This is a genomic window from Pseudaminobacter soli (ex Li et al. 2025) (assembly GCF_029892515.1).
GTDB classification, from domain to species: Bacteria; Pseudomonadota; Alphaproteobacteria; order Rhizobiales; family Rhizobiaceae; genus Pseudaminobacter; species Pseudaminobacter soli_A.
Map to the genome: position 1 here is coordinate 222,323 of NZ_JARXVF010000006.1, position 19,934 is coordinate 242,256.

The 19,934-nt window shown below is 62.1% G+C and carries 20 protein-coding genes; 7 read left to right on the plus strand and 13 right to left on the minus strand.

All coding sequences use genetic code 11. The features are described from left to right. Positions 1 to 26 precede the first annotated feature (26 nt). Positions 27 to 1,025, plus strand: a complete 999-nt coding sequence (locus M2281_RS22520; RefSeq protein WP_280823419.1) for a LacI family DNA-binding transcriptional regulator — start codon at positions 27 to 29, stop codon at positions 1,023 to 1,025. A gap of 53 nt (positions 1,026 to 1,078) precedes the next feature. On the opposite strand, the gene M2281_RS22525 is transcribed toward M2281_RS22520, so the two are convergent. The 5 genes from M2281_RS22525 to M2281_RS22545 are packed head-to-tail and all read right to left on the minus strand — an operon-like array spanning position 1,079 to position 4,904. Then, positions 1,079 to 1,876, minus strand: coding sequence for a transporter substrate-binding domain-containing protein (locus tag M2281_RS22525; protein ID WP_280823420.1), 798 nt, complete (start codon positions 1,874 to 1,876; stop codon positions 1,079 to 1,081). A 19-nt stretch (positions 1,877 to 1,895) separates the two neighbouring features. Then, positions 1,896 to 2,819, minus strand: coding sequence for an isoaspartyl peptidase/L-asparaginase (locus tag M2281_RS22530; protein WP_280823421.1), 924 nt, complete (start codon positions 2,817 to 2,819; stop codon positions 1,896 to 1,898). A 10-nt stretch (positions 2,820 to 2,829) separates the two neighbouring features. Then, complete coding sequence (locus M2281_RS22535) at positions 2,830 to 3,561, minus strand: amino acid ABC transporter ATP-binding protein (RefSeq protein WP_280823422.1); 732 nt, start codon at positions 3,559 to 3,561, stop codon at positions 2,830 to 2,832. Then, positions 3,562 to 4,233, minus strand: a complete 672-nt coding sequence (locus M2281_RS22540; RefSeq protein WP_280823423.1) for an amino acid ABC transporter permease — start codon at positions 4,231 to 4,233, stop codon at positions 3,562 to 3,564. Further along, positions 4,233 to 4,904 carry an amino acid ABC transporter permease gene (locus M2281_RS22545; protein WP_280823424.1) on the minus strand — a complete coding sequence of 224 codons (672 nt, stop codon included), beginning with the start codon at positions 4,902 to 4,904 and terminating at the stop codon, positions 4,233 to 4,235. Before M2281_RS22545 ends, M2281_RS22540 begins: the two co-directional genes overlap by 1 nt. 489 nt (positions 4,905 to 5,393) lie before the next feature. On the opposite strand from M2281_RS22545, the gene M2281_RS22550 reads away from it, so the two are divergent. From M2281_RS22550 to mnhG, 6 genes are read left to right on the plus strand one after another with little or no spacing between them, the layout of a single operon-like run. Further along, positions 5,394 to 8,315: a monovalent cation/H+ antiporter subunit A gene (locus M2281_RS22550; RefSeq protein WP_280823425.1), complete on the plus strand. Its 2,922-nt coding sequence runs from the start codon at positions 5,394 to 5,396 to the stop codon at positions 8,313 to 8,315. After that, the gene (locus M2281_RS22555) at positions 8,315 to 8,653 is read left to right on the plus strand and encodes a Na+/H+ antiporter subunit C (RefSeq protein ID WP_280823426.1); all 339 of its coding nucleotides are present in this window, start codon (positions 8,315 to 8,317) and stop codon (positions 8,651 to 8,653) included. Before M2281_RS22550 ends, M2281_RS22555 begins: the two co-directional genes overlap by 1 nt. Then, entirely contained in the window at positions 8,650 to 10,266 is a 1,617-nt protein-coding gene (locus M2281_RS22560; RefSeq protein ID WP_280823427.1) for a monovalent cation/H+ antiporter subunit D, read from the plus strand. Before M2281_RS22555 ends, M2281_RS22560 begins: the two co-directional genes overlap by 4 nt. Further along, on the plus strand, positions 10,263 to 10,748 hold the full coding sequence (locus tag M2281_RS22565) for a Na+/H+ antiporter subunit E (RefSeq protein WP_280823428.1): 486 nt from the start codon (positions 10,263 to 10,265) through the stop codon (positions 10,746 to 10,748). Before M2281_RS22560 ends, M2281_RS22565 begins: the two co-directional genes overlap by 4 nt. Continuing rightward, a complete protein-coding gene (locus M2281_RS22570; RefSeq protein WP_280823429.1) occupies positions 10,745 to 11,026 on the plus strand; it encodes a K+/H+ antiporter subunit F in 282 nt (93 codons plus the stop codon). Before M2281_RS22565 ends, M2281_RS22570 begins: the two co-directional genes overlap by 4 nt. Continuing rightward, on the plus strand, positions 11,023 to 11,412 hold the full coding sequence (mnhG, locus tag M2281_RS22575) for a monovalent cation/H(+) antiporter subunit G (protein ID WP_280823430.1): 390 nt from the start codon (positions 11,023 to 11,025) through the stop codon (positions 11,410 to 11,412). Before M2281_RS22570 ends, mnhG begins: the two co-directional genes overlap by 4 nt. A 138-nt stretch (positions 11,413 to 11,550) precedes the next feature. On the opposite strand, the gene M2281_RS22580 is transcribed toward mnhG, so the two are convergent. The 8 genes from M2281_RS22580 to M2281_RS22615 all read right to left on the minus strand — a co-directional run bounded on the left by M2281_RS22580 (position 11,551) and on the right by M2281_RS22615 (position 19,744). After that, positions 11,551 to 12,267: an acid phosphatase gene (locus M2281_RS22580; RefSeq protein WP_280823431.1), complete on the minus strand. Its 717-nt coding sequence runs from the start codon at positions 12,265 to 12,267 to the stop codon at positions 11,551 to 11,553. A gap of 511 nt (positions 12,268 to 12,778) precedes the next feature. Continuing rightward, entirely contained in the window at positions 12,779 to 13,798 is a 1,020-nt protein-coding gene (locus tag M2281_RS22585; protein ID WP_280823432.1) for a branched-chain amino acid ABC transporter permease, read from the minus strand. Next, entirely contained in the window at positions 13,791 to 14,657 is an 867-nt protein-coding gene (locus M2281_RS22590; protein WP_280823433.1) for a branched-chain amino acid ABC transporter permease, read from the minus strand. The genes M2281_RS22585 and M2281_RS22590 overlap by 8 nt, the downstream gene beginning before the upstream one ends. 76 nt (positions 14,658 to 14,733) lie before the next feature. Further along, positions 14,734 to 16,032 carry an ABC transporter substrate-binding protein gene (locus M2281_RS22595; protein WP_280823434.1) on the minus strand — a complete coding sequence of 433 codons (1,299 nt, stop codon included), beginning with the start codon at positions 16,030 to 16,032 and terminating at the stop codon, positions 14,734 to 14,736. A gap of 189 nt (positions 16,033 to 16,221) precedes the next feature. Then, positions 16,222 to 16,857 carry a hypothetical protein gene (locus M2281_RS22600; RefSeq protein ID WP_280823435.1) on the minus strand — a complete coding sequence of 212 codons (636 nt, stop codon included), beginning with the start codon at positions 16,855 to 16,857 and terminating at the stop codon, positions 16,222 to 16,224. Beyond that, complete coding sequence (locus tag M2281_RS22605) at positions 16,847 to 17,551, minus strand: ABC transporter ATP-binding protein (RefSeq protein WP_280823558.1); 705 nt, start codon at positions 17,549 to 17,551, stop codon at positions 16,847 to 16,849. The genes M2281_RS22600 and M2281_RS22605 overlap by 11 nt, the downstream gene beginning before the upstream one ends. After that, positions 17,544 to 18,266 carry an ABC transporter ATP-binding protein gene (locus tag M2281_RS22610; RefSeq protein WP_280823436.1) on the minus strand — a complete coding sequence of 241 codons (723 nt, stop codon included), beginning with the start codon at positions 18,264 to 18,266 and terminating at the stop codon, positions 17,544 to 17,546. Before M2281_RS22610 ends, M2281_RS22605 begins: the two co-directional genes overlap by 8 nt. Before the next feature lie 134 nt (positions 18,267 to 18,400). After that, positions 18,401 to 19,744, minus strand: a complete 1,344-nt coding sequence (locus M2281_RS22615; protein WP_280823437.1) for an NAD(P)/FAD-dependent oxidoreductase — start codon at positions 19,742 to 19,744, stop codon at positions 18,401 to 18,403. Between the last annotated feature and the right edge of the window lie 190 nt (positions 19,745 to 19,934).

Consider the following 19,934-nt stretch of genomic DNA (forward strand, 5'->3'; position numbering starts at 1 on the left):
AAGACAGATACATCGCAAAGGAAGCAATGGACAGTTCGCGCAAACGACGCTCCTCGCCGACCATCGCCGATGTCGCGGAGCTTGCCGGCGTGTCGCGCGCCATCGCCTCGCGCGCGTTGTCGAGCGAAAACCGTCCGGTTTCTGCCGACAAGCGAGCTCGCGTGCTTGAAGCAGCCGATAAGCTCGGCTTCAAGCCCAATCTCCTGGCACGCAGCCTGACCACCAAGACGGTCAACCTCATTGCGGTCATCGTCAACCACATCCACGACTTCTCCGACCTCGACCTGTTCGACCTGCTGATCGGCGAGATTCAGTCGATCGGCAAGCAGGTCATCTTCCTGCGCGTAGGCTCTGTCGAACGCGTCGAGGAGTTCTTGCGCAACGGCGCCGCCTATCATGTCGATGCCGCACTCGTGTTCTCCGACTTTGCCGACGCCGCAAGCGTGCGCAAGATGTTCCGCAGCGACGACGTGCTGATGCTGAACGGCATGCATGACGGCTCCTCGCCCTCGGTCGTGCCCGATGAGACCATCGGCATCGCCGAGGCTGTGGCAGATGCCGCCAGCAAAGGCATCGCAACTGCCGCGCTGGTCACCGGCCGCGTGTCCTCGCCAGTCGAGCAGAGCCGCATCGCCGCCTACAAGGCCGAGATGCGGCGTCATGGAATCAAGCTCGTCACTGAGCTGCGCGGCGACTATTCCTATGCCAGCGGACGGCAGGTGGCGCAGTCGGGCAATTGGCCGACCGTGGATGCAGTGTTCTGCACTTCCGATGCCATGGCCATGGGTGTGATGGATGTTCATCGCGATGCGTTCCCGCAGAACCGGCCCGGGCGTTTCCGGCTCTACGGCTTCGACAACCTGTCGCTGACAGATTTCGAGGCCTATCCGATCTCGTCCATCGGCTACGACAAGAAAGCCTATGTCGGCGAGATCCTGCGCTTCCTCACCCGTCCCGGCGAATTCGCCGACGGCAAGGCCGACGTGACGGTGCCGACCTTTTTCGTGCCACGCGCGACCTCTTGAATGCAAAACGGGCAGGCCGGATTGCCCTGCCTGCCCGCTGTTCGGTTGACCGCTTACCAGAGCGGGGTCAGTGCCGGCGGATTGGCCTTTTCGCCCCACCACTTCTTGTAGTTCGCCTCATAGGCGCCGCTCTGGATGTATTCCGACACGAACATGTCGATCCAGCGGACGAAGCCGTCGTCGCCCTTGGCGACTGCGATGCCGATCGGGTCGTTGGAATAGAGGCCGGGCAGCGTCACGAGGTTGTCGTTCTTGGTGGCGAGATAGTCGAGCAGCGAGGAGTCTTCGATGGCCGCGTCGACACGCTTCTGCTGGAGCAGCAGCACGCCCTCGGGCGAGAAGTTGTCGGTGTAGACCAGCTCGGCCTGGGGTGCGGCCTTCTGGATGAAGGACTCGCCAGTCGAGCCGCGACCGACGACAATCTTCTTGCCGGCGAGGTCCTCGATCTTGGAGATGCCGGCATCCTTCTGGACGATGATGCGCAGGCCGGCGCGGTTGTAGGGGATCGAGAAATCCACCGACTTGGCGCGCTCGAGCGTCGCCGAGGTGTTTGCGACGGCGATGTCGATCTGGCCGGAGACCAGCATCGAGATGCGGGCGTCGCCCGACACGTCGACGAACTCGACCGGCACGCCGAGCTTTTCGGCGATCATGGTCGCGACGTCGACGTCATAGCCGACTGGGTTGTTCTGAGCGTCGCGGAAGCCGATCGGCTCGCCGCCGAGCGACACGCCGATGCGGACGGTGCCGCGATCGCGGATCTCGTCGATCTTGCCGGCCTGGGCTGCGCCCGTGGCGGCGAGGCCTATGGCAAGTGCCATGCCGGCCAGTTTCGTAATCAGGTTCTTCATGCTCCCTCTCCCTTGAGTGCTAGGATTTGAACGGTTCGGCGAAGCGGTGTTCCGGTTCCGGCAGGCTTTCGTCCCAATACCAGTAACGGATCTGTTCTTCGCAATTAAGGCTGACGACCTTGTGGTTGCCCTTCGCGTCGAGCGCGTGGATGACGACGCCGGCAAGGAAGCCCTGCTTCAGCTCGCACAGTTCCTCGACAGCCAAGGCGATGGCCTGTTCCAGCGAATGGCCGAGGCGCATGGCGAGCACGATGGTGCGTGCCGTGCCGCAGCGCATGGTCATCTCGCCGGTGTGGGTGCAGGCGGCGGCGCCGAAGCGGCTGTCGGCATAGAATCCGGCGCCGGGGATTGGCGAGTCGCCCAGGCGGCCGGGATATTTCCAGGCCCAGCCCGACGTCGAGGTGACGACGTTGAGGCCATCGGCACTATCCTTGGACAGGAACACGGTGGTGTCGCGCACGCGCTCGGGATCGGTGATGGTGCGGCTGAGCGGCGCCAGCGCGATGTTCGGGAACTTCGCCAGTTCCTCCGGCGTCAGTTCCTTTTCCAGCCGCTCCCACCAGACGCGCTTGCTGTCCTCGTAGAGCGTCTCGTCGACGGCGAAGCCGATCTCGGTGGCGAAACGGCGGGCGCCGTCGCCGGTCAGCATGACATGCGGCAGGCGCTTCATCACCTCATGGGCAAGCGCCGAAACCGGCAGCGTGTCTGGTACGGCTCCGACTGAACCGACCTCGCGGGTGGTGCCGTCCATGACGCCGGCGTCGAACTCCATGCGACCGAGCATGTTCGGCCAACCGCCGAAGCCGACGGAGCGCACCTTCACCTCGCGCTCGACCTCGCCGATGCCGGCAACCATGGCGTCGAGGCCGTGGCGACCCGCCTTCAGCAGGTCGATGCTTTTGGAGAAGCCGGGCCAGGCCTCGGAATTGGCAAGCAGGATCATTTCGGTCTTTTCAGTCTTTGCGCATCTTGGAGAGGAACTGGGCCACGCGCGGCAGCGCCATGCCCTTTTCGGAGAAGAATTCTTCGGTCGGCAGGTCGGCGATCATCAGCCCCTTGTCGAGAAAGGCGATGCGCGTGGAGATGGAACGGGCGAACTCGATCTCGTGGGTGACGAACACCATGGTCGTGCCGCCCTTGGCGAGATTGGCCAGGATGGACAGCACCTCGGCGGTCATCTCAGGGTCGAGCGCACTGGTGACCTCGTCGAGCAGGAGATAGCTCGGCTTCATGGCCAGTGCCCGGCAGATGCCGACGCGCTGGCGCTGGCCACCCGAGAGTTGGGCCGGATAGGCGTCGGCGCGCTCGGACAGGCCGACCTGCTGGAGCAGGCGGCGCGCCTCGGCTTCGGCCTCCTTGCGCGGCACCTTGAGCACCTCGACCGGGGCGAGCGCGATGTTCTGGGCCGCCGTCATGTGCGGGTAGAGGTTGAAGAGCTGGAACACGGTGCCCGAGCGCTTGCGCGCCTCGGCCAGCTCGCGCGGCTTGGACACGTCGAAGTCGTCGACGGTGATCCTGCCGGCATCGACCTTTTCCAGCCCGTTGATGCAGCGGATGAGCGTCGACTTGCCCGAACCGGAAGAACCCAGCACCGAGACGACCTCGCCCTTGCGGATTTCGAGATCGATGCCGTTCAGGACGGTGGTGGCGCCGAAGGATTTGCGCAGGCCGGTAATGCTGATCATTTACAGACCCTTCCAGGCGGTATGGGCGCGAAGCCGCTTCTCGAAGCGGGCGCCGGCATGGGCGACCAGCTTGGCGGCGATGTAGTAGAGTGCGCCGACTGCAGTCCAGACGAGGAACGGCTTGAGCGTACGCAGGTTGAGGATGTTGCCGACCTTGGTGAGGTCCATCACGCCGATAACCGAGATCAGCGAGGTGACCTGCAGCTGGTTGACCAACAGGCCCGTCAGTGGGCCGATGGCGAAGGCTGCAGCCTGTGGCGCGATTACCCGGCGCAGGATCTGCCAACGGCTGAGGCCGAAGACGCGCGCCGCCTCGAGCTGGTCGCGGCCGACCGACTCGATCGCCGAGACGGCGATGACGTAGATGAAGGCCGCGCTGTTGCCCGATAGGGTGATGATGGCGGCTTGGGTCGGCGTGACATTGATCTTGAGGAAAGCCGGCAGGCCGAAGAAGACCAGAAACAGCTGCACCAGCACTGGCGAATTCTTGAGCAGTTCGGCGACAAAGGCGACCAGCTGAGCCAGCACCGGCACGCGGTAGAAGCGGATCACCGCCCAGAGCGTGCCGATGACCAGGCCGATCAACGTGGTCGACACGAACAGTGCCAGCGAAACGCCGAGCCCCTGGAGCAGGAGCACAAGATCGTAGGGCGTGAAATCCCCGTAGCGCATCAGACCGCTCCCTCCGCCTGGTTGCGATTGAGGTGGCGATGGAGCATGCCGATCAGGATCGAGACGAACCAGGTCAGCGCCGCATAGGCGACGAGCAGGACGAAATAGACCTCGAAGGGCCTGAAGGTCTGCGACGCCACGATCTTGGCCGAACCCGTCAGCTCGTTGAGCGTGATCGTCGACAGGATCGACGAGGTCAGGATCAGGTTGATGAACACCGAGCCCAACGGTCGAACCGAGGCGCGGAGCGCAATGGGCATGACGATCTTGCGGAAGATCGTGCTCTTCTTCAGCCCGCTGACCTGGGCTGCCTCGATGATGCCCGGGTCGATTGCCAGGATGCCCGACCGAACGACGTCGGAGGTGAAGGCGCCGCCAGCGACGGACATGGCGATGACGCCTGTCGTGAAGGCGTCGATGTAGATGCCGATTTCGGGCAGCCCGAAATAGAAGAAGAAGAGCTGCACGATGAAGGGGATGTTGCGGAAGATATCGACATAGATCGCCGATAGCCGATTGAGCAGAGGCGAGGCCGACGTACGCGCCGCCGCCACCAACAGCCCGAACACGAGACTGCCGATGATGGCAAGCAGGCAGGCCTGAAAGGTCAGCCACGCCCCTTCCAGCAGGAAGGGGATATGCTTGGCGATGATCGACAGGTCGAACTTCAAACAGCACGCATCCAAAAAGTGAAACCGGTTTCACCCTGCAGAAGGACCATCATGATGTCAACCGCCGCGAGCCACGCTTGAGCAGTTTTTCAGTGATGTCGCGACCTTGCGCGGTTCGCAAAAGATCGCCCAACCTCCGCCGCAGGCTTGCACACGACCGAGATACCGACCCCGAAACTGGTGCCGTTCCGCAGGGCGTGCAGCTGCGAAAATGAGCACGGGCGAGGCAGGGATTTCGGTCTGCGGGTGGGCCTCTTCACTGGCAATGAATGCGAGGTGTTGGCGCCGTTCCACGGGAAAGCTGGCGGACGCCTTTGCAGACGAAGGCGTCTCGGGCACAACAATCCAACGCTCGTGCCCGTTTCACAGAGACAAGGTCGGCATCTCAGTTTATTCGCCCCACTTCCCTTGCACGGCCAATCCCAAGCCCCCAATAGTAGGGGACGGCAACACCGCGCGAATTTGGATTCGAAGCTACCTAGGGGGCAGATGAACGACGACGTACTACTTATCTTGATTGTCGTTCTTCCCTTCATAGGAAGCGTTCTAGCAGCCACATTTCGTCCCAATGCGCGAAATTCCGAGGCTTGGCTGGCCGGGGGCGTCGCGCTTGCATGCCTGACCCTGGCCGTTACCGCCTATCCGGCGATTGTCGAGCGCGGAGCCGTTCGCAGCGAAATCGAATGGCTGCCGACGCTCGGTCTCAATTTCACGCTGCGCATGGACGGCTTTGCATGGCTGTTCAGCGTTCTGGTGAGCGGCTTCGGCTTCCTGGTCGTACTCTATGCGCGCTACTACATGTCGCCGCACGATCCAGTTCCCAGGTTCTTCGCATTCCTGCTGGCGTTCATGGGCGCCATGCTCGGCATGGTGATCTCGGGCAATCTGGTGCTGCTGGTCATCTTCTGGGAACTGACCAGCATCTTCTCCTTCCTGCTGATCGGCTATTGGCACCATAACGCCGGTGCCCGCGACGGCGCCCGAATGGCCCTTACCATAACCGGCATAGGCGGCCTCGGGCTTCTGGTCGGGGTCCTGCTGATCGGGCACATCGTCGGCAGCTACGATCTCGACCGCGTTCTTGCGGCCGGAGACCAAATCCGTTCGCACGATCTCTACGTGCCGGCATTGATCCTCATCCTGCTGGGCACGCTTACCAAAAGCGCGCAGTTTCCATTCCATTTCTGGCTGCCCAATGCGATGGCCGCGCCGACCCCGGTGTCGGCCTACCTGCATTCGGCGACCATGGTAAAGGCAGGCGTCTTTCTCATGGCGCGGCTTTGGCCGGTACTGTCGGGAACGCCCGAATGGTTCTGGATCGTCGGCTTCGCCGGGATGGCGTCGCTGCTGATCGGCGCGTTCTTCGCGATCTTCCAACACGACCTCAAGGGCCTGCTGGCCTATTCCACGATCAGCCATCTCGGCCTGATCACGATGCTGCTCAGCCTCGGCAGTCCGCTCGGCGCGGTCGCGGCAATCTTCCACATGATGAACCATGCCACGTTCAAGGCCTCGCTGTTCATGGCCGCGGGCATCATCGACCACGAGACCGGCACGCGGGACATGCGGCGGTTGAGCGGGCTTTTCCGCTACATGCCGATCACCGCCACGCTGGCCATGGTGGCAAGCGCGGCCATGGCCGGCGTGCCGCTGCTCAACGGCTTCCTGTCCAAGGAGATGTTCTTCGCCGAGGCAATCGAGACCCATGCGAAGTCCGTTCTCGATACCTCGGCGCCCTATGTTGCGGTGCTGGCCAGCGCCTTTGCAGTGACCTATTCGCTCCGCTTCATCCATACAGTGTTCTTCGGGCCGAAGCCGACCGGCCTTGATCGCCAGCCGCATGAGCCGCCGTTTTGGATGCGGTTTCCCATTCAATTCCTCGTGCTCGCCTGTCTCGTGGTGGGCACTATTCCGGCGCTGACCGTCGGACCGTTCCTGCACACGGCGGTCACCTCCGTTCTCGGCCCGAACACGCCGACTTACAGCCTTGCGGTCTGGCACGGCTTCACGCTTCCGCTGCTTATGAGTGCCGTCGCCCTCGTCGCCGGCGTGGTGCTCTATCTGCTGCTGAACGACTACCTCAACCGCAGCGAGGAGGGGCCGCCCTTCCTCCGAAGGCTGCAAGCGCAGCGCATCTTCGAACGCGTGCTGGTCGTGCTTTCGTGGAAGTGGGCCAGGTCCATCGAGGCCGGGCTGGGCACGCGCCGGCTCCAGCCGCAGCTTCGTCTGCTGGTAGTGGCCGCATTCATCGCCGCATTGCTGCCGATCTCCGTCAGCGGCCTGTCGTTGACCAGCCTGCGGATCAGCGAGATCGATCCGGCGTTCGTGCTGATTTGGGTGAGCGGCATCTGCTGTGCCGTAGCTGCGGCGTACCAGGCTAAATATCATCGGCTGGCCGCTCTCATCCTGCTGGGCGGTGCGGGTCTTTCCACCTGCATCACCTTTGCCTGGTTTTCCGCGCCTGATCTGGCGCTTACCCAGCTGCTCGTCGAGATCGTGACCACGGTGCTGCTTCTGCTCGGGCTGCGCTGGCTACCGAAGCGCATCGAAGAGGAAGGTCCGAAGGCGGTTGCACTCGGTACGCGTTTTCGCCGTGTTCGCGACTTTGCAATCGCCGTGGCCGCGGGCGGAGGGGTGGGCCTTCTCGCCTTCGTCGCCATGACGAGTCCGGTTCCGCTCGAGACGGTCGCCAGTTACTACCTGGAGAAGGCCTATGTCGAAGGCGGCGGCAAGAACGTCGTCAACGTCATTCTGGTCGATTTCCGTGGATTCGACACACTGGGCGAAGTCAGCGTCCTGGCGGTCGTGGCGCTGACGGTTTTTGCGCTGCTCCGTCGCTTCCGACCTGCCGCCGACAGCATCGCCGTGCCGGAACAGCAGCGGATGCAGGATGACTTCGACGAAACCGAGCCGGACCGCAACGTGGGAGACACGATCGCCGACTACCTGCTGGTGCCGGCCGTCATCATGCAATGGGCCTTCCCGGTGATCATCGTGCTGGCGACCTATCTGCTTCTTCGCGGTCACGACCTGCCGGGCGGCGGCTTTGTGGCCGGTATCGCGATGGCCGCGGCCTTCATCCTGCAATACATGGCGGCTGGCACCCGATGGGTCGAGGAGCGGCTGCGCATATTGCCGGTCAGTTGGATCGGCCTGGGGCTTCTTCTGGCGGCACTCACCGGCATGGGGGCGTGGCTTTTCGGCTACCCCTTCCTCACTACCCATTCGCAATATGTGGAGCTGCCGACCGTGGGTGCCACTCCGCTAGCGACGGCGCTGCTGTTCGACCTCGGCGTGCTGTGCATCGTCGTGGGCGCGACGGTGGTGATGCTGATCGCTCTCGCGCACCAGTCCACGCGCGGCCTGCGTTCGGCTCGCGTGGCGGCCGAGGCGGAACAGGAGGAGGCGTGATGGAACTCGTCCTGTCCATCAGCATTGCCACCTTGGCGGGTTCCGGCGTCTGGCTTCTGCTCAGGCCGCGAACCTACCAGGTCATCGTCGGTCTCTCGCTGATTTCCTATGCCGTCAATCTTTTCATCTTCAGCATGGGGCGGCTGCGCCATGATGCTGCGCCGGTGCTGGCCGGGCAAACCGGCAGCCTGGCCGACTACGCCGATCCTGTGCCCCAGGCGCTGGTGCTGACGGCTATCGTCATCGGTTTTGCCACCACGGCGCTGTTCCTCGTGGTTCTGCTCGCCTCACGAGGCTTGACCGGGACCGACCACGTCGACGGAAAGGAACCGGAATGACGGGTTGGTCTCATCATCTGATCATCGTGCCCGTACTGCTGCCGCTGGCGGCCGGCGCGCTGCTCATGCTGTATGACGAGCGCAGGCATTTCCTGAAGGCGACGATCAATCTCGCCTCGACCTTGGCGTTGGTCGTCATCTCGGTCAAGCTGGCGTTCGTCGCCGACAGCTCGGCGACGAACGTCTACCTGCTCGGCAATTGGCCCGCGCCGTTCGGCATCGTGCTCGTTCTGGATCGGCTTTCGGCGCTTATGCTGGTGCTGACAAGCCTTCTCGCCTCGGCCGCGCTGGTGTTCGCTCTGACGCGCTGGCACAAGGCCGGTGCGCATTTCCACACGCTCTTCCAGTTCCTGCTGATGGGCCTGAACGGCGCATTCCTGACCGGCGACCTGTTCAATCTCTTCGTCTTCTTCGAGGTGATGCTGGCAGCCTCGTATGGTCTGGTGCTGCACGGTTCGGGTCCGCTGCGCGTCAAGGCTGGGCTGCACTATATTGCCATCAACCTCGCCGCCTCCTTCCTGTTCCTGATCGGCGTCAGCCTGATCTATGGGGTGACCGGCACACTGAACATGGCCGATCTGGCGGTCCGCATTTCCGGCCTGGCAGCGGGCGACCGCATGCTGCTCGAGATCGGGGCAGCAGTCCTGGGCGTCGCCTTTCTGGTGAAGGCGGGTATGTGGCCGCTCAGCTACTGGCTGCCGAACGCCTATTCGGTGGCGGCAGCGCCGGTTGCGGCGGTCTTCGCTTTGTTGAGCAAGGTGGGGATATACGTCCTGTTGCGACTGTCGCTGCTGATGTTCGGCGCGCAAGCCGGGAGCTCCGCCGACTTCGGCAGCGACCTGTTGATCATCGGCGGCATGGCGACGATCGCCTTCGGCATGATCGGAGTCACTGCTTCCCAGACGCTGGGGCGACTGGCGAGTTACAGCGTTCTGGTGTCATCGGGCACGCTGCTGGCCGCTATCGGCATGTCCGACGCGGGGATCACCGCTGGCGCGCTGTTTTACCTAGTGAGTTCTACCATTGCCGTCGGGGCGCTGTTTCTGCTGATTGAGTTGATCGAGCGCGGCCAGAACCCGGCCGCCGACATTCTTGCCGTCACTGCCGAGGCCTTCGGCGACGAGGATGAGGAAGCGGTCGAGGACCAGGTGGGCGTGGCGCTTCCGGGCACCCTTGCAATCCTGGGCGTCTGCTTCGCGATCTGCGGCCTGCTTCTAGCCGGGCTGCCGCCTCTGTCGGGCTTCATCGGCAAGTTCGCGCTGCTTGCTGCCGTGCTCAAACCCGCGACCGGCTCCGAAAGCGGCATTCCTGCTGCCGCATGGGCCTATACCGCGCTGCTCATATTGTCGGGTCTTGCCGCGCTTCTGTCTATGCTGCGGTTCGGCATTCGTACCTTCTGGGCACCGATCGAGGCCGTGGTACCGCGCGTTTCCCTGAGCGAGATCGTCCCGGTCGCATTCCTGTTGCTTCTCACTCTTGGACTGACGATCCAGGGCGGCCCTGTGATGCGCTATATGGAAGCGACGGCCCGCTCGCTCCACTCTCCGCAACAATATGTCGACGACGTGCTGTCCGCCCCGCGATTCCAGCCGCAAGGAGCGAAGGCTGAATGATGAGATCGGTGCTGCCCTATCCGCTGCTCGCCTTGTCACTGCTGGTGATGTGGATCCTATTGAACGGACTGTCGGTGGGCCAATTGCTGCTCGGTGGCGTAGTGGCTGTCGCCGCCTCCGCGGTCATGGCGCAACTGAAGCCGGCCAAACCCCGGCTGCGGAACTGGCGGGCGGTCATGCGGCTGGCACTGATACTCCCGGTCGACATCTTCCGTTCGAACATGGCCGTCTCGCGCCAGATCCTGGCCGGCACCGGAGGCCGAAAGATTTCCGGTTTCGTCGCCATACCGCTCGCCCTGCGCGACCGCACGGGTCTGGCCATCCTAGCTTGCATCATCACAAGCACGCCGGGTACGGCGTGGGTGGAGTATGACTCGAACCGAAACACCCTTCTTCTTCACGTCCTCGACCTGGGAAGCGAGGACTGGATCAAGCTGATCAAGACCCGCTACGAGCAACCCTTGATGGAGATATTCGGATGAGCGCCGCCATCCTTCTCTGGTCGCTGACGATTGCGCAGATCCTTCTCGCGGTGGCGATGGCTATCGCAGCCTTCCGCATGATCTTTGGGCCGCGCGCGCAGGACCGGGTGCTCGCGCTGGATGCCTTCTACGTGGCGGGCATGCTTATTCTGGTCGTGCTGGGGATCCGAACCGGGAGCACGCTCTATTTCGAGGTGGCCCTCATCATTGCCTTGCTGGGTTGCGTGTCCACGATCGCTTTGGCAAAGTTCCTCATGCGTGGCGAGATCATTGAATGACGGACATGGCGGATTTGCCGATCTGGGCGGCACTCCTTGTCGCCTTCCTGGTGTTGCTCGGTGCCGTCCTGACGCTGATCGGAGCGGTAGGGTTGCTGAGGTTGCGAAGCTTCTACGAGCGCGTTCACGCGCCGACCCTCGGCACCACTTTCGGTGCAGGCGGCATTCTGGTGGCCTCGATGATTTTCTTCTCGATGTTGGAGACGCGACCGGTTCTCCACGAGGTCCTGATATCGGTATTCATCACCGTCACGACGCCGGTGACGCTCATGCTTCTAGCAAGGGCCGCACTTTACCGAGACCGTGCGGAAGGCGCCGAGTGCTTACCCGTGCGCCACGAAGTTGGTCCTGCGAACGCCGGCCCAGATCCCTCTCAAGGTGATTGACATTGCCCCAAAAACTTACCCAGTTTTGAGTTCGCAGGCACGTCGTTATCGAGTAGTGGCCCGGCGATCTGCATCGAGCCACTCCTCTTGCTTCCCCGCAATTAACCTTGTTGCGAGCAGTAATTGCGTTGTGCGCAATTACTTGGCGTCCGCCGGCAGTTCCAGCGCAGAGCGCAGCTCCGCGCGCGCAGCCTCGAATTCGGCTTGATAGTCGGGGTGCGGACGGATCGTTTGGGCGATCACGGTGCCCGAGATGCGTCCGGCTTCGATATCGGACATGAAGTGGATGCCAGCGACGAGGCGATTGAAACCATATTCCCAGGCCCGGGTCATGATTTCGGGACGCTTTTCCGGGACCATCTCGGCCAGCACGATCCCCATCAGCGTTCCGACCGTCGTGTGGCCCGACGGATAGGCGCCCGAGCTGGACAGCTTAACCACCGGCTTAACCAGGTCGCTGTAGAGATGGGGGCGCGGACGCTTCCATGCCTCCTTGGCAGGGTCGGTGATGGCACCCTCGGTGGCCACGATCCTATCGAAGAACGCCGAGAACTTCGGCAGCTTTTCCTTGGTGAAGTTAGGATTGTTGATCACATCGGAGAAACGCCAGATGTCCTCGACCGCGTCGGCCTTCGCCCGTTCTTCCATCGCAGGCGTTCTGGTGACCTGAATGGTCAGCACTTCGGCAAGTTCTTTCTGCATCTGCTCGGATCCGTTCGCCGGGGGAGGCGGAAGCAGCGTCAGGAGATTGATTTCATGACTGTCGGAAAATGGCTTGGCGTCCTCGGCCATGACATTCGAAGTCAGGCCAAGAACAAGAACGAGCGCCATCTTAAAAGGGGATATGTTACGCATTATTCCTCTCCAAAAAGGGGATTGGTGGCTGCGATACTGTTAATGGGGATCGGTGTCAGTCTGATGAAACCACGGAGCGGCGGCCCCTCATAGGCTTTGACCTGCACCGCTGGCGTTGCCGTGGTGCTCCCGCCAGCAGAAGCAGGGTCAACGGAACCCTCATGTCGCCAGGTGACCAGTACGGCCCAGAACGACCTAGTGGGCGTTCAGCACCACCGGAGGCTGCGCGACTCCCCGCGCGTGGGATCCCTTCGGGATCGTCGCCTGCCTGAGCGTCACGCCGTAGGGCGCATAAGATCTGGCTCAGTGACCAGGTAGGCGGTGATGGTTGTACAACGCGTTACACAGTTCGGTAGGCAGAACGACATGTCGACCGACTTACCCCCACCTCGCGCCAAGAGGCCTCGCCGGCGCTCCTTAGCCAAGTTTGTCACCGCGGCGCGCACGTGCCCTGGCAGACGAACCTCCAAGGCAACGCAACCAGGCACCTCAAAGGCCAGGCCCGACAGCCTCAGTCCCGCACGGTTCCCGCCGCCCCGGTAACGGCTGGGGCGGAACGGCTTCTCAAGGCTTTGCTTGCCCTGATGACCAGGCTTTCCAGTCCGTCCGGCAGGAACAAGATGGCGCAGATGAGAATCGCTCCATAGAGCAGCGGCCGGAGCTGGTCTGCACCGATGCCCCGCAGCACCACCTCGTCGATGATGGTCAGCGCGATAACGCCGAGGATGGGGCCGTACCAGCGGGTAGTACCGCCGACGATGGTCCAGATGAGCACATAAACCATCGTATCGACGTTGAATTGGTTCGGATTGACCGTGCTGAGATAGTGGGCATAGAGCGCGCCAGCGACGCCCGCGAAGAATGAGGCGATAACGAAGGCCAGCATGCGATGGCGGAAGGTGTCGATGCCGACCGATTCCGACAATTTGTCCTGCCAGTGGATGGCGTGGAAAGTGAGGCCGATGCGCGATCTCTCGATACGATAGAGCACCCACAGAGAGGCCAGCACCACTACCAGAACGAGGTAGTAGTAGTTCTCGGGCTGGTAGAAATCGATCCGCAAGAAGCCGAGATCGATCTCGGGAAACGCCGGAATGCGCTGGATCCCTTTGGGCCCACCGAAAGGATCGGTGAAGCGCTTCCAAATCAGACGGATCACCTCACCAGCTGCGAACGAGCCGATGAGGAAATAGAAGCCCTTCATGCGAAACAAGGGGAAGCTGAGCACAGTGGCGATCAATCCGGCCGTGGCCGCGCCGGCGATCATGGCCAGCGGTACCGGGAAGCCGAACAGCTTGCTGTAGAGCGCACTGCCATAGGCGCCGACGCCCATCATAACCACATGGGCAAGCGACCACTCGCCGGTGAGCGTCAGCAGGCGGTAGCTGACAACCAGCAACACGTTGATGGTGAGGAAGACAAGCAGCTCCTGCTGGGAAAAGCTGACAAGATGCGGCACCGCGAGAAGAACCGCCGCCAAGGCGAGGATGCCGATCCAGCCGGCCCTGCTGATCGTGTTTCGTTCATGCACGTTCGCGCACTCCAAACAGGCCTTGCGGCTTGACGACGAGGACAGCCAGCATCAGCAGCAGGCCGACAATGTTTGCGATGACGCCGTCAAAGAAGGTCGTCACGAAGGTATGTACGAAGGCGTAGATGATCGCCGCCACCACCGCCCCCTCGAGGCTGCCGACGCCGCCCACGATGATGATGATGAAGGCCGTCACGATGACCGTGTGCCCCATATACGGCGTCGGCGCGACCAGCGGCGCGGTCAGCGCACCAGCGACGCCGGCAAGAGCTGCCCCAATGAACATTGCATAGCGCGCAGTCTGGTTGATCGAGATGCCCTGCAGAGAGGCCGCTTCACGGTCCTGGGCGCAGGCGCGAAGCGCCCAGCCAAACTTGCTCTTGCGCAGGAACAACCAAAGCACCAGCAGTAGCCCCACCGTCGCCAGGATGACGTAAAGGCGCTCATAGGTCAGGAAGGCACCGCCTACGGTGATGCGCCCTTGCGAGACTGGCGGCACATTCTGGTTGCGCAGGCCGAAGCCCAGCACCGCCACCGTCTGCAGCATCAAGAGAAAGCCGATGGACGCGATGAGGCCGCCGAGCGGATTGGTCCGCAACGGCCGGAACAACGCCAGTTCCATAAGCATGCCGAGGCCGCCTACGAAGACAAGACCAATCGTCACCGCCACAATGAAGGGCAGGCCGAGCCCTGCGTAGAAGAAAACCACCGCATAGGCGCCGGCCATGTAGAGCTCGCCATGGGCAAAATTGATCACCCCCATGACGCCGAAGATCAGCACCAGTCCCACGGCGATGAGGGCCATATAGCTGGCGGCATAGGAGGCATTGAAGGCTGTTTGCAGAAGAAAGTCCGACATTGGCAGTTCCCGGTTGGTCGCGTCATGACACCTCGCCCCGGCGAGGAAGAGGCGGCCCGAAGGCCGCCTGGCCGTGTCAGGTGCGCTGGTTCCACATCTGGCCGAGATCGGTCATGTGCTTGATCAGCAGCGGTCCATGCTTGTCCCACCAGTCGGGAATAGAGCGAAATTCGGCGATGGTGGCCTTGCCGTCGCGGATCACCACCACCGGCCAGTCGCCCACAAGCGCATTGTCGAGGCCGAATAGGTCCTTGCCCCACCAGCGCGCTTCGCCGAAGGCGTGCTTGCCCTTGCCGCCTTCTTTCATCGCCTTGAGCACATCGCCCGGCTCGACGCTTCCGGCGCGCTGGGCAGCATCCGCCCAAAGGTCCATGATCGAGGAATATTCCCACGACACGGCCGACCACTCCGTCGCGCCGTAGCGCTTGACGTATTCGGCGTAAAACTCGTTCGGCTTCTTGAAGTTGATGCGTGGATCGTTGAGTGCCTTATCGTCGAAATCCGGAAACTGGAAGATCACACCTTCCATAAACTCCTTCGAGGTGCGCTCGACGATGCGCTGGTAGAAATCCAGCGTGCAGGAAATGATCTGCCCCTTGTAGCCCTGCTGGAACGCCTGTTCGCACAGCGGATGGACATAGTCGGCGTAGCAGGTGTCGAGGCACAGAATATCTGGGTTCTTGGCCAGAAGCTGGGTCATCACCGGCGCGAAGTCAGTCGTGGCCGGATCGAAGAACAACGGTTCGCCGAGCACTTCGATGCCGGCAGCCTCGAAGGCGGCCAAATAGGTTGCCACCGAAGGCTTGCCGAGGGCGTCGTCCTGTGCGCAGATCACCGCGGTCTTCAACTCGGGTCGGTTGGCCGCCAGCCAATCGACACCGGTGACGTTGTAGATCGGATGCACTTCGCAAGGCGCGATAAGCGTCTCGGTGTGGGGCGTCAGGTCGCTCGGCAGCAGTGTCGAGACCATCATGCCCTGCCGCGCCGCGATTTCCTCGACGCCCGGCCAGGAATTGCCGCCCAGCATCATGATAAACTTGACGTCGCTTTCGCGGATCAGCTGGGTGGCACCGGCCCGCGCTTTGCCGGCATCGTCCTCATCGTCATAGGATGCGAATTCGATTCTGTGCGGCTTGCCGCCGATCTCGATCCCGCCCGCTTCGTTCATCCAGTCGGCCCAGATCTTGCAGCCGTCAAGGCCGGGTTTACCCCAGGCGGCCACGGGCCCCGTCAGGGGCGCAAGAAAGCCTATCTTGACCACGTCCTCTGCCGCAAAGCTGACGCGCGGAAAGCCGACGACCGGCATGAGTGCTGCGCTTGCCGCGCCACAAAGAAGGGTTCTTCTGTTAATCGAAATCTTGGATGCAGAAGTCATCGAGGTTCCTCCGCTCGAACTTTCGTTGTGCTGCTGGAGGGATACTGCTCCGCAGCCTGTTCCCGATGTCGATAATTTTGCTTGTCATGGAGAAGCGCAGATCGACTGCTGCGCGCCCCTTTGGAACATCTAAAACCCGCCCAGAAATGCAGGCAGGGAAATTCTTGTGCTTATGATTTATTCCTATGGCTACAACGCTGCCGCTGCATCTACAGCATCACCTCCGACGGCAGCTCCGCGCCCTCCTTCCCGTGCCGCCAGCAATATCACTGCACCGAGCAGCTTCCTCGGATCGCCGAGGCCCACCGGCCGCTCCCGTTTCCAGCGCTGCATCCGCTGCTCCGCTTCGCTTGGATTGACCAGCGCAAGGTTTCCCAGCCCACCAATTTCAGCGCGCGCGCCGGCAAGCAGCTCGCGCCCCTTGGCACGCCAGCGCTCCTCGTAGACCGGCCGATGCAGGCGCTCCATACGCAGATGAAACAGCGACGACCGAGCCGTGCGCGGCGCCGCCATCGATGCGATCCAGCGCTCGCATTCCGCCCATGCCTGGGCAGCCGAAGCACGAATCTGACCCGTCATGGCCCCCTCGCCCGCCGCCTCCAACGCAGCCGCGTGGTTGCAAAGGCTAGTGGCCAGCCGCGGATCATCCTTGGCGAGCCCGGTGCGGGCGAGCCGCAGCGCCCTGGCAAACCCATCAAACGCCTCGCCCGGGCGCCCGGCCGCAAGGTCTGAAACCGCCGTCGCGGTCAGGCTTTCCCATTCGAGGTCAGCCTCGCTCCATCCCGCGGCAATGAGGTCCCGGAAGCTCCACGTCTCAGGCGCCAAGATAGGCCCTCCGGACATGGTCATTGGTGCGCAGTTCGGCGGCCCTGCCCTCAAGAGCGACTGTGCCGATTTCCAGCACATAGGCGTAGGAGGCGAGCCGAAGCGCCAAACCAGCGTTCTGCTCCACGAGCACCACTGGCACACCGGTCTCAACGATATCAGCGACGATACGGGCGATCTCCTGCACCATCACCGGTGAAAGGCCCATCGAGGGCTCATCAAGAAGCAGCAGCTTAGGCCCGGACATTAGCGCCCGCCCGATCGCCACCATCTGCTGCTCGCCGCCCGACAAGGTGCGTGCCCATTGGGTACGGCGTTCCTTGAGACGCGGAAACCGACGGAACACATCTTCGAGGTCTCTCTCGATCCCATCCTTGTCCGCGCGCAGGAAAGCGCCGATGCGCAGGTTCTCCTCGACGCTGAGGTCGGGAAAGACGCGTCGACCTTCTGGCACGTGGGCGATGCCACGCCCCACGATCTGCTCGGGCGGCAGATTGTCTATTCGCTGGCCGTTGAAATGGATCTCGCCCTTCGAGGGACGCACCAACCCGGAGATCGCGCGCAGCGTTGTACTCTTGCCCGCGCCATTGGCACCGATAATGGTGACGATACCGCCGGACGGAACCTGCAGGCTGATGCCCTTCAAGGCAGCGACCTTCTGGTAGTGGACATGGAGGTCGCGGACTTCAAGCAGCATCTTCTGCACGCCCCAGGTAAGCCTCGATGACCCGAGGATCTGTACGCACTTCCTCCGGTGCGCCCTCGGTCAGCAACTGGCCGAAATTCATCACCGTGATGCGGTCGCATAGGCCCATGACCGCCTGCATGTCGTGCTCGACCAGCATGATGGTGATGTCGCGTTCGTCGCGGACGCGGCGCACGTGCTCCATCATGCGACGTGTCTCCTCCGGGTTCATGCCGGTGAAGGGCTCGTCGAGCAGGATCACGACCGGGTCGGCGGCGAGCGCAACGGCCATGCCCAACGCACGCTGATGGCCATGCGGAAGGCTCGACGTTGGCTCGTCCGCCAGAGCTTCAAGATCGAACAGTTTCAGGATTTCGCGCGCCTTGCGGTCTGCGGCGCGCTCAACGTGCACGTCTGAGCCGATTATGCGTGAGACGAAGCCAGCCTGCGCGCTGCGGTGACAGCCGACACGAACGTTATCCATGACGCTGAACTCCTGGAACAGCGTCGTGCCCTGGAATGTGCGGATAAGCCCACGCTGCGCAAGCCGGCTGGTCTTCAGGCCGGACACGTCCTGGCCGTCATAGAGGATCTTGCCGCTGGTGGGCCTATAATAGCCACTGATCAGGCTGAAAGTTGTGGTCTTGCCGGCGCCGTTCGGGCCGATCAGACCGTGAATGCTGTTGCGGCGAACCGCGAAGGACAGGTTGTTGACAGCGGTCAAGCCGCCGAATTTCCTGGTTAGGCTACGGACTTCCAGTATGGGTGCATCAGACAACGATCGGCCCTCCCATGGCGCCTGTCATCCTTGCGTACAGGGTGATGCCGGCGGACGCCTACCACGCCGCCGGCAGATGCTCACTTCTCGACCAGATAGGCCTCGAGCGAGTCGTCGAGAGCCTCCAACCAGGGCGTGTGATGCGGCGGCGCCATGGTCCCGGTCATGAGCGACCTGTAGGCGTTGTTGCGGAAGCCCATGATGTCTTCGGCCTTGTGATGCTCCCATTCCATGAAGGTCTGGTTCACCGCCTCAATGTCGAACTCAGGGTAGTCGGTCGCGTCGATCAGTTCCTGGGTATAGTCGCCCTGGAACCAGATCATCTGCTCGGCATCCTGCAACTGCTCCTCGCGATCGCGCCATCTCTGGCTGTCGGCCATCATCTCCTCCTTCGAGGGCAGCTTGATGCGGCCGAGTATGACGTCGCGGGCGAACCACGCTTGCGCGTCGAACATGTTGAAGGTGTAGAACTGGTCCTGCATGCCGATGTAGAACAGCTTCGGATTGTTCTCCCATACGATGCCCTTGTAGAGACCGAGCGGCCACAGCCGGTTGTCTGTCTTGAGCCGCAGATCCTCGCTCAGGAACGGGAAATGATGGAGGTAGCCGGTGCACATGATGATGGCATCGACGTCCTTCGACGTGCCGTCCTTGAAGTGGCAGGTCTTGTGCTCCACCCGCATCAAAAGCGGCACTTCTTCCCAGTTTTCAGGCCAATTGAAGCCCATCGGCCGACTGCGATAGCTGTTGGTGATCGATTTAGCGCCGTACTTGTAGCACTGGGAGCCGATGTCTTCGGCCGAGTAGCTGCGCCCGATGAGCAGGATGTCCTTGTCCTTGAACTCCAGCGCATCCCGGAAATCGTGCGAATGCAGCACGCGGCCCGCGAATTTCTCGATGCCCTCGAAATGCGGCACGTTCGGCGCCGAGAAATGGCCGGAGGCGACCACCACGTAGTCAAACTCCTCCGAATAGACGACGTCCTTGGTCCGGTCATGAACGGTGACAGTGAATTTTTCGGTGACTTCAGAATATGTCACCATGCGGACTGGGCTGTTGAAACGCACCCATTGACGCACGTCTGCCTTCTCGACACGCCCCTTGATATAATCCCAGAGCACAGCGCGCGGCGGATAAGAAGCGATCGGCCGGCCGAAATGCTCTTCGAAGGTGTAGTCGGCAAATTCCAGGCATTCCTTAGGCCCGTTGGACCAGAGGTAGCGGTACATGCTGCCGTGGACGGGGTCTCCATGCTCGTCGGTGCCGGTACGCCAAGTATAATTCCAGAGACCACCCCAGTCGGACTGCTTTTCGAAACAGACGATTTCGGGAATTTCGGCCCCCTTGCTCGCTGCTGACTGGAATGCCCTCAGCTGGGCAAGGCCAGATGGTCCGGCACCAATGACTGCTACCCTCATCTTCATCCATCCCCTCCAGGACTTTTTCTTGCGCGAAATAAATTTCACTGGGAGGAGATTATTTGGTTCAGCGATGCTGTCAACAACCTATCCAACATAGCGTCGTTCCAACTTTCGGCCTATCTCGACTCCGGAGGATGAGATGCTAGGTTCGAAATACGGGGTTGCCTCCAAGAGTGGGCCTGCTTATTCTTGA

What these genes read in the sequence shown, in the direction of transcription:
- M2281_RS22580 (WP_280823431.1), bottom strand. Translation starts at nt 12,267, where the DNA reads ATGCGTAACATATCCCCTTTTAAGATGGCGCTCGTTCTTGTTCTTGGC.
- M2281_RS22570 (WP_280823429.1), top strand. Translation starts at nt 10,745, where the DNA reads ATGAGCGCCGCCATCCTTCTCTGGTCGCTGACGATTGCGCAGATCCTT.
- M2281_RS22595 (WP_280823434.1), bottom strand. Translation starts at nt 16,032, where the DNA reads ATGACTTCTGCATCCAAGATTTCGATTAACAGAAGAACCCTTCTTTGT.
- M2281_RS22525 (WP_280823420.1), bottom strand. Translation starts at nt 1,876, where the DNA reads ATGAAGAACCTGATTACGAAACTGGCCGGCATGGCACTTGCCATAGGC.
- M2281_RS22560 (WP_280823427.1), top strand. Translation starts at nt 8,650, where the DNA reads ATGACGGGTTGGTCTCATCATCTGATCATCGTGCCCGTACTGCTGCCG.
- M2281_RS22565 (WP_280823428.1), top strand. Translation starts at nt 10,263, where the DNA reads ATGATGAGATCGGTGCTGCCCTATCCGCTGCTCGCCTTGTCACTGCTG.
- M2281_RS22530 (WP_280823421.1), bottom strand. Translation starts at nt 2,819, where the DNA reads ATGATCCTGCTTGCCAATTCCGAGGCCTGGCCCGGCTTCTCCAAAAGC.
- mnhG (WP_280823430.1), top strand. Translation starts at nt 11,023, where the DNA reads ATGACGGACATGGCGGATTTGCCGATCTGGGCGGCACTCCTTGTCGCC.
- M2281_RS22535 (WP_280823422.1), bottom strand. Translation starts at nt 3,561, where the DNA reads ATGATCAGCATTACCGGCCTGCGCAAATCCTTCGGCGCCACCACCGTC.
- M2281_RS22540 (WP_280823423.1), bottom strand. Translation starts at nt 4,233, where the DNA reads ATGCGCTACGGGGATTTCACGCCCTACGATCTTGTGCTCCTGCTCCAG.
- M2281_RS22555 (WP_280823426.1), top strand. Translation starts at nt 8,315, where the DNA reads ATGGAACTCGTCCTGTCCATCAGCATTGCCACCTTGGCGGGTTCCGGC.
- M2281_RS22590 (WP_280823433.1), bottom strand. Translation starts at nt 14,657, where the DNA reads ATGTCGGACTTTCTTCTGCAAACAGCCTTCAATGCCTCCTATGCCGCC.
- M2281_RS22615 (WP_280823437.1), bottom strand. Translation starts at nt 19,744, where the DNA reads ATGAAGATGAGGGTAGCAGTCATTGGTGCCGGACCATCTGGCCTTGCC.
- M2281_RS22550 (WP_280823425.1), top strand. Translation starts at nt 5,394, where the DNA reads ATGAACGACGACGTACTACTTATCTTGATTGTCGTTCTTCCCTTCATA.
- M2281_RS22520 (WP_280823419.1), top strand. Translation starts at nt 27, where the DNA reads ATGGACAGTTCGCGCAAACGACGCTCCTCGCCGACCATCGCCGATGTC.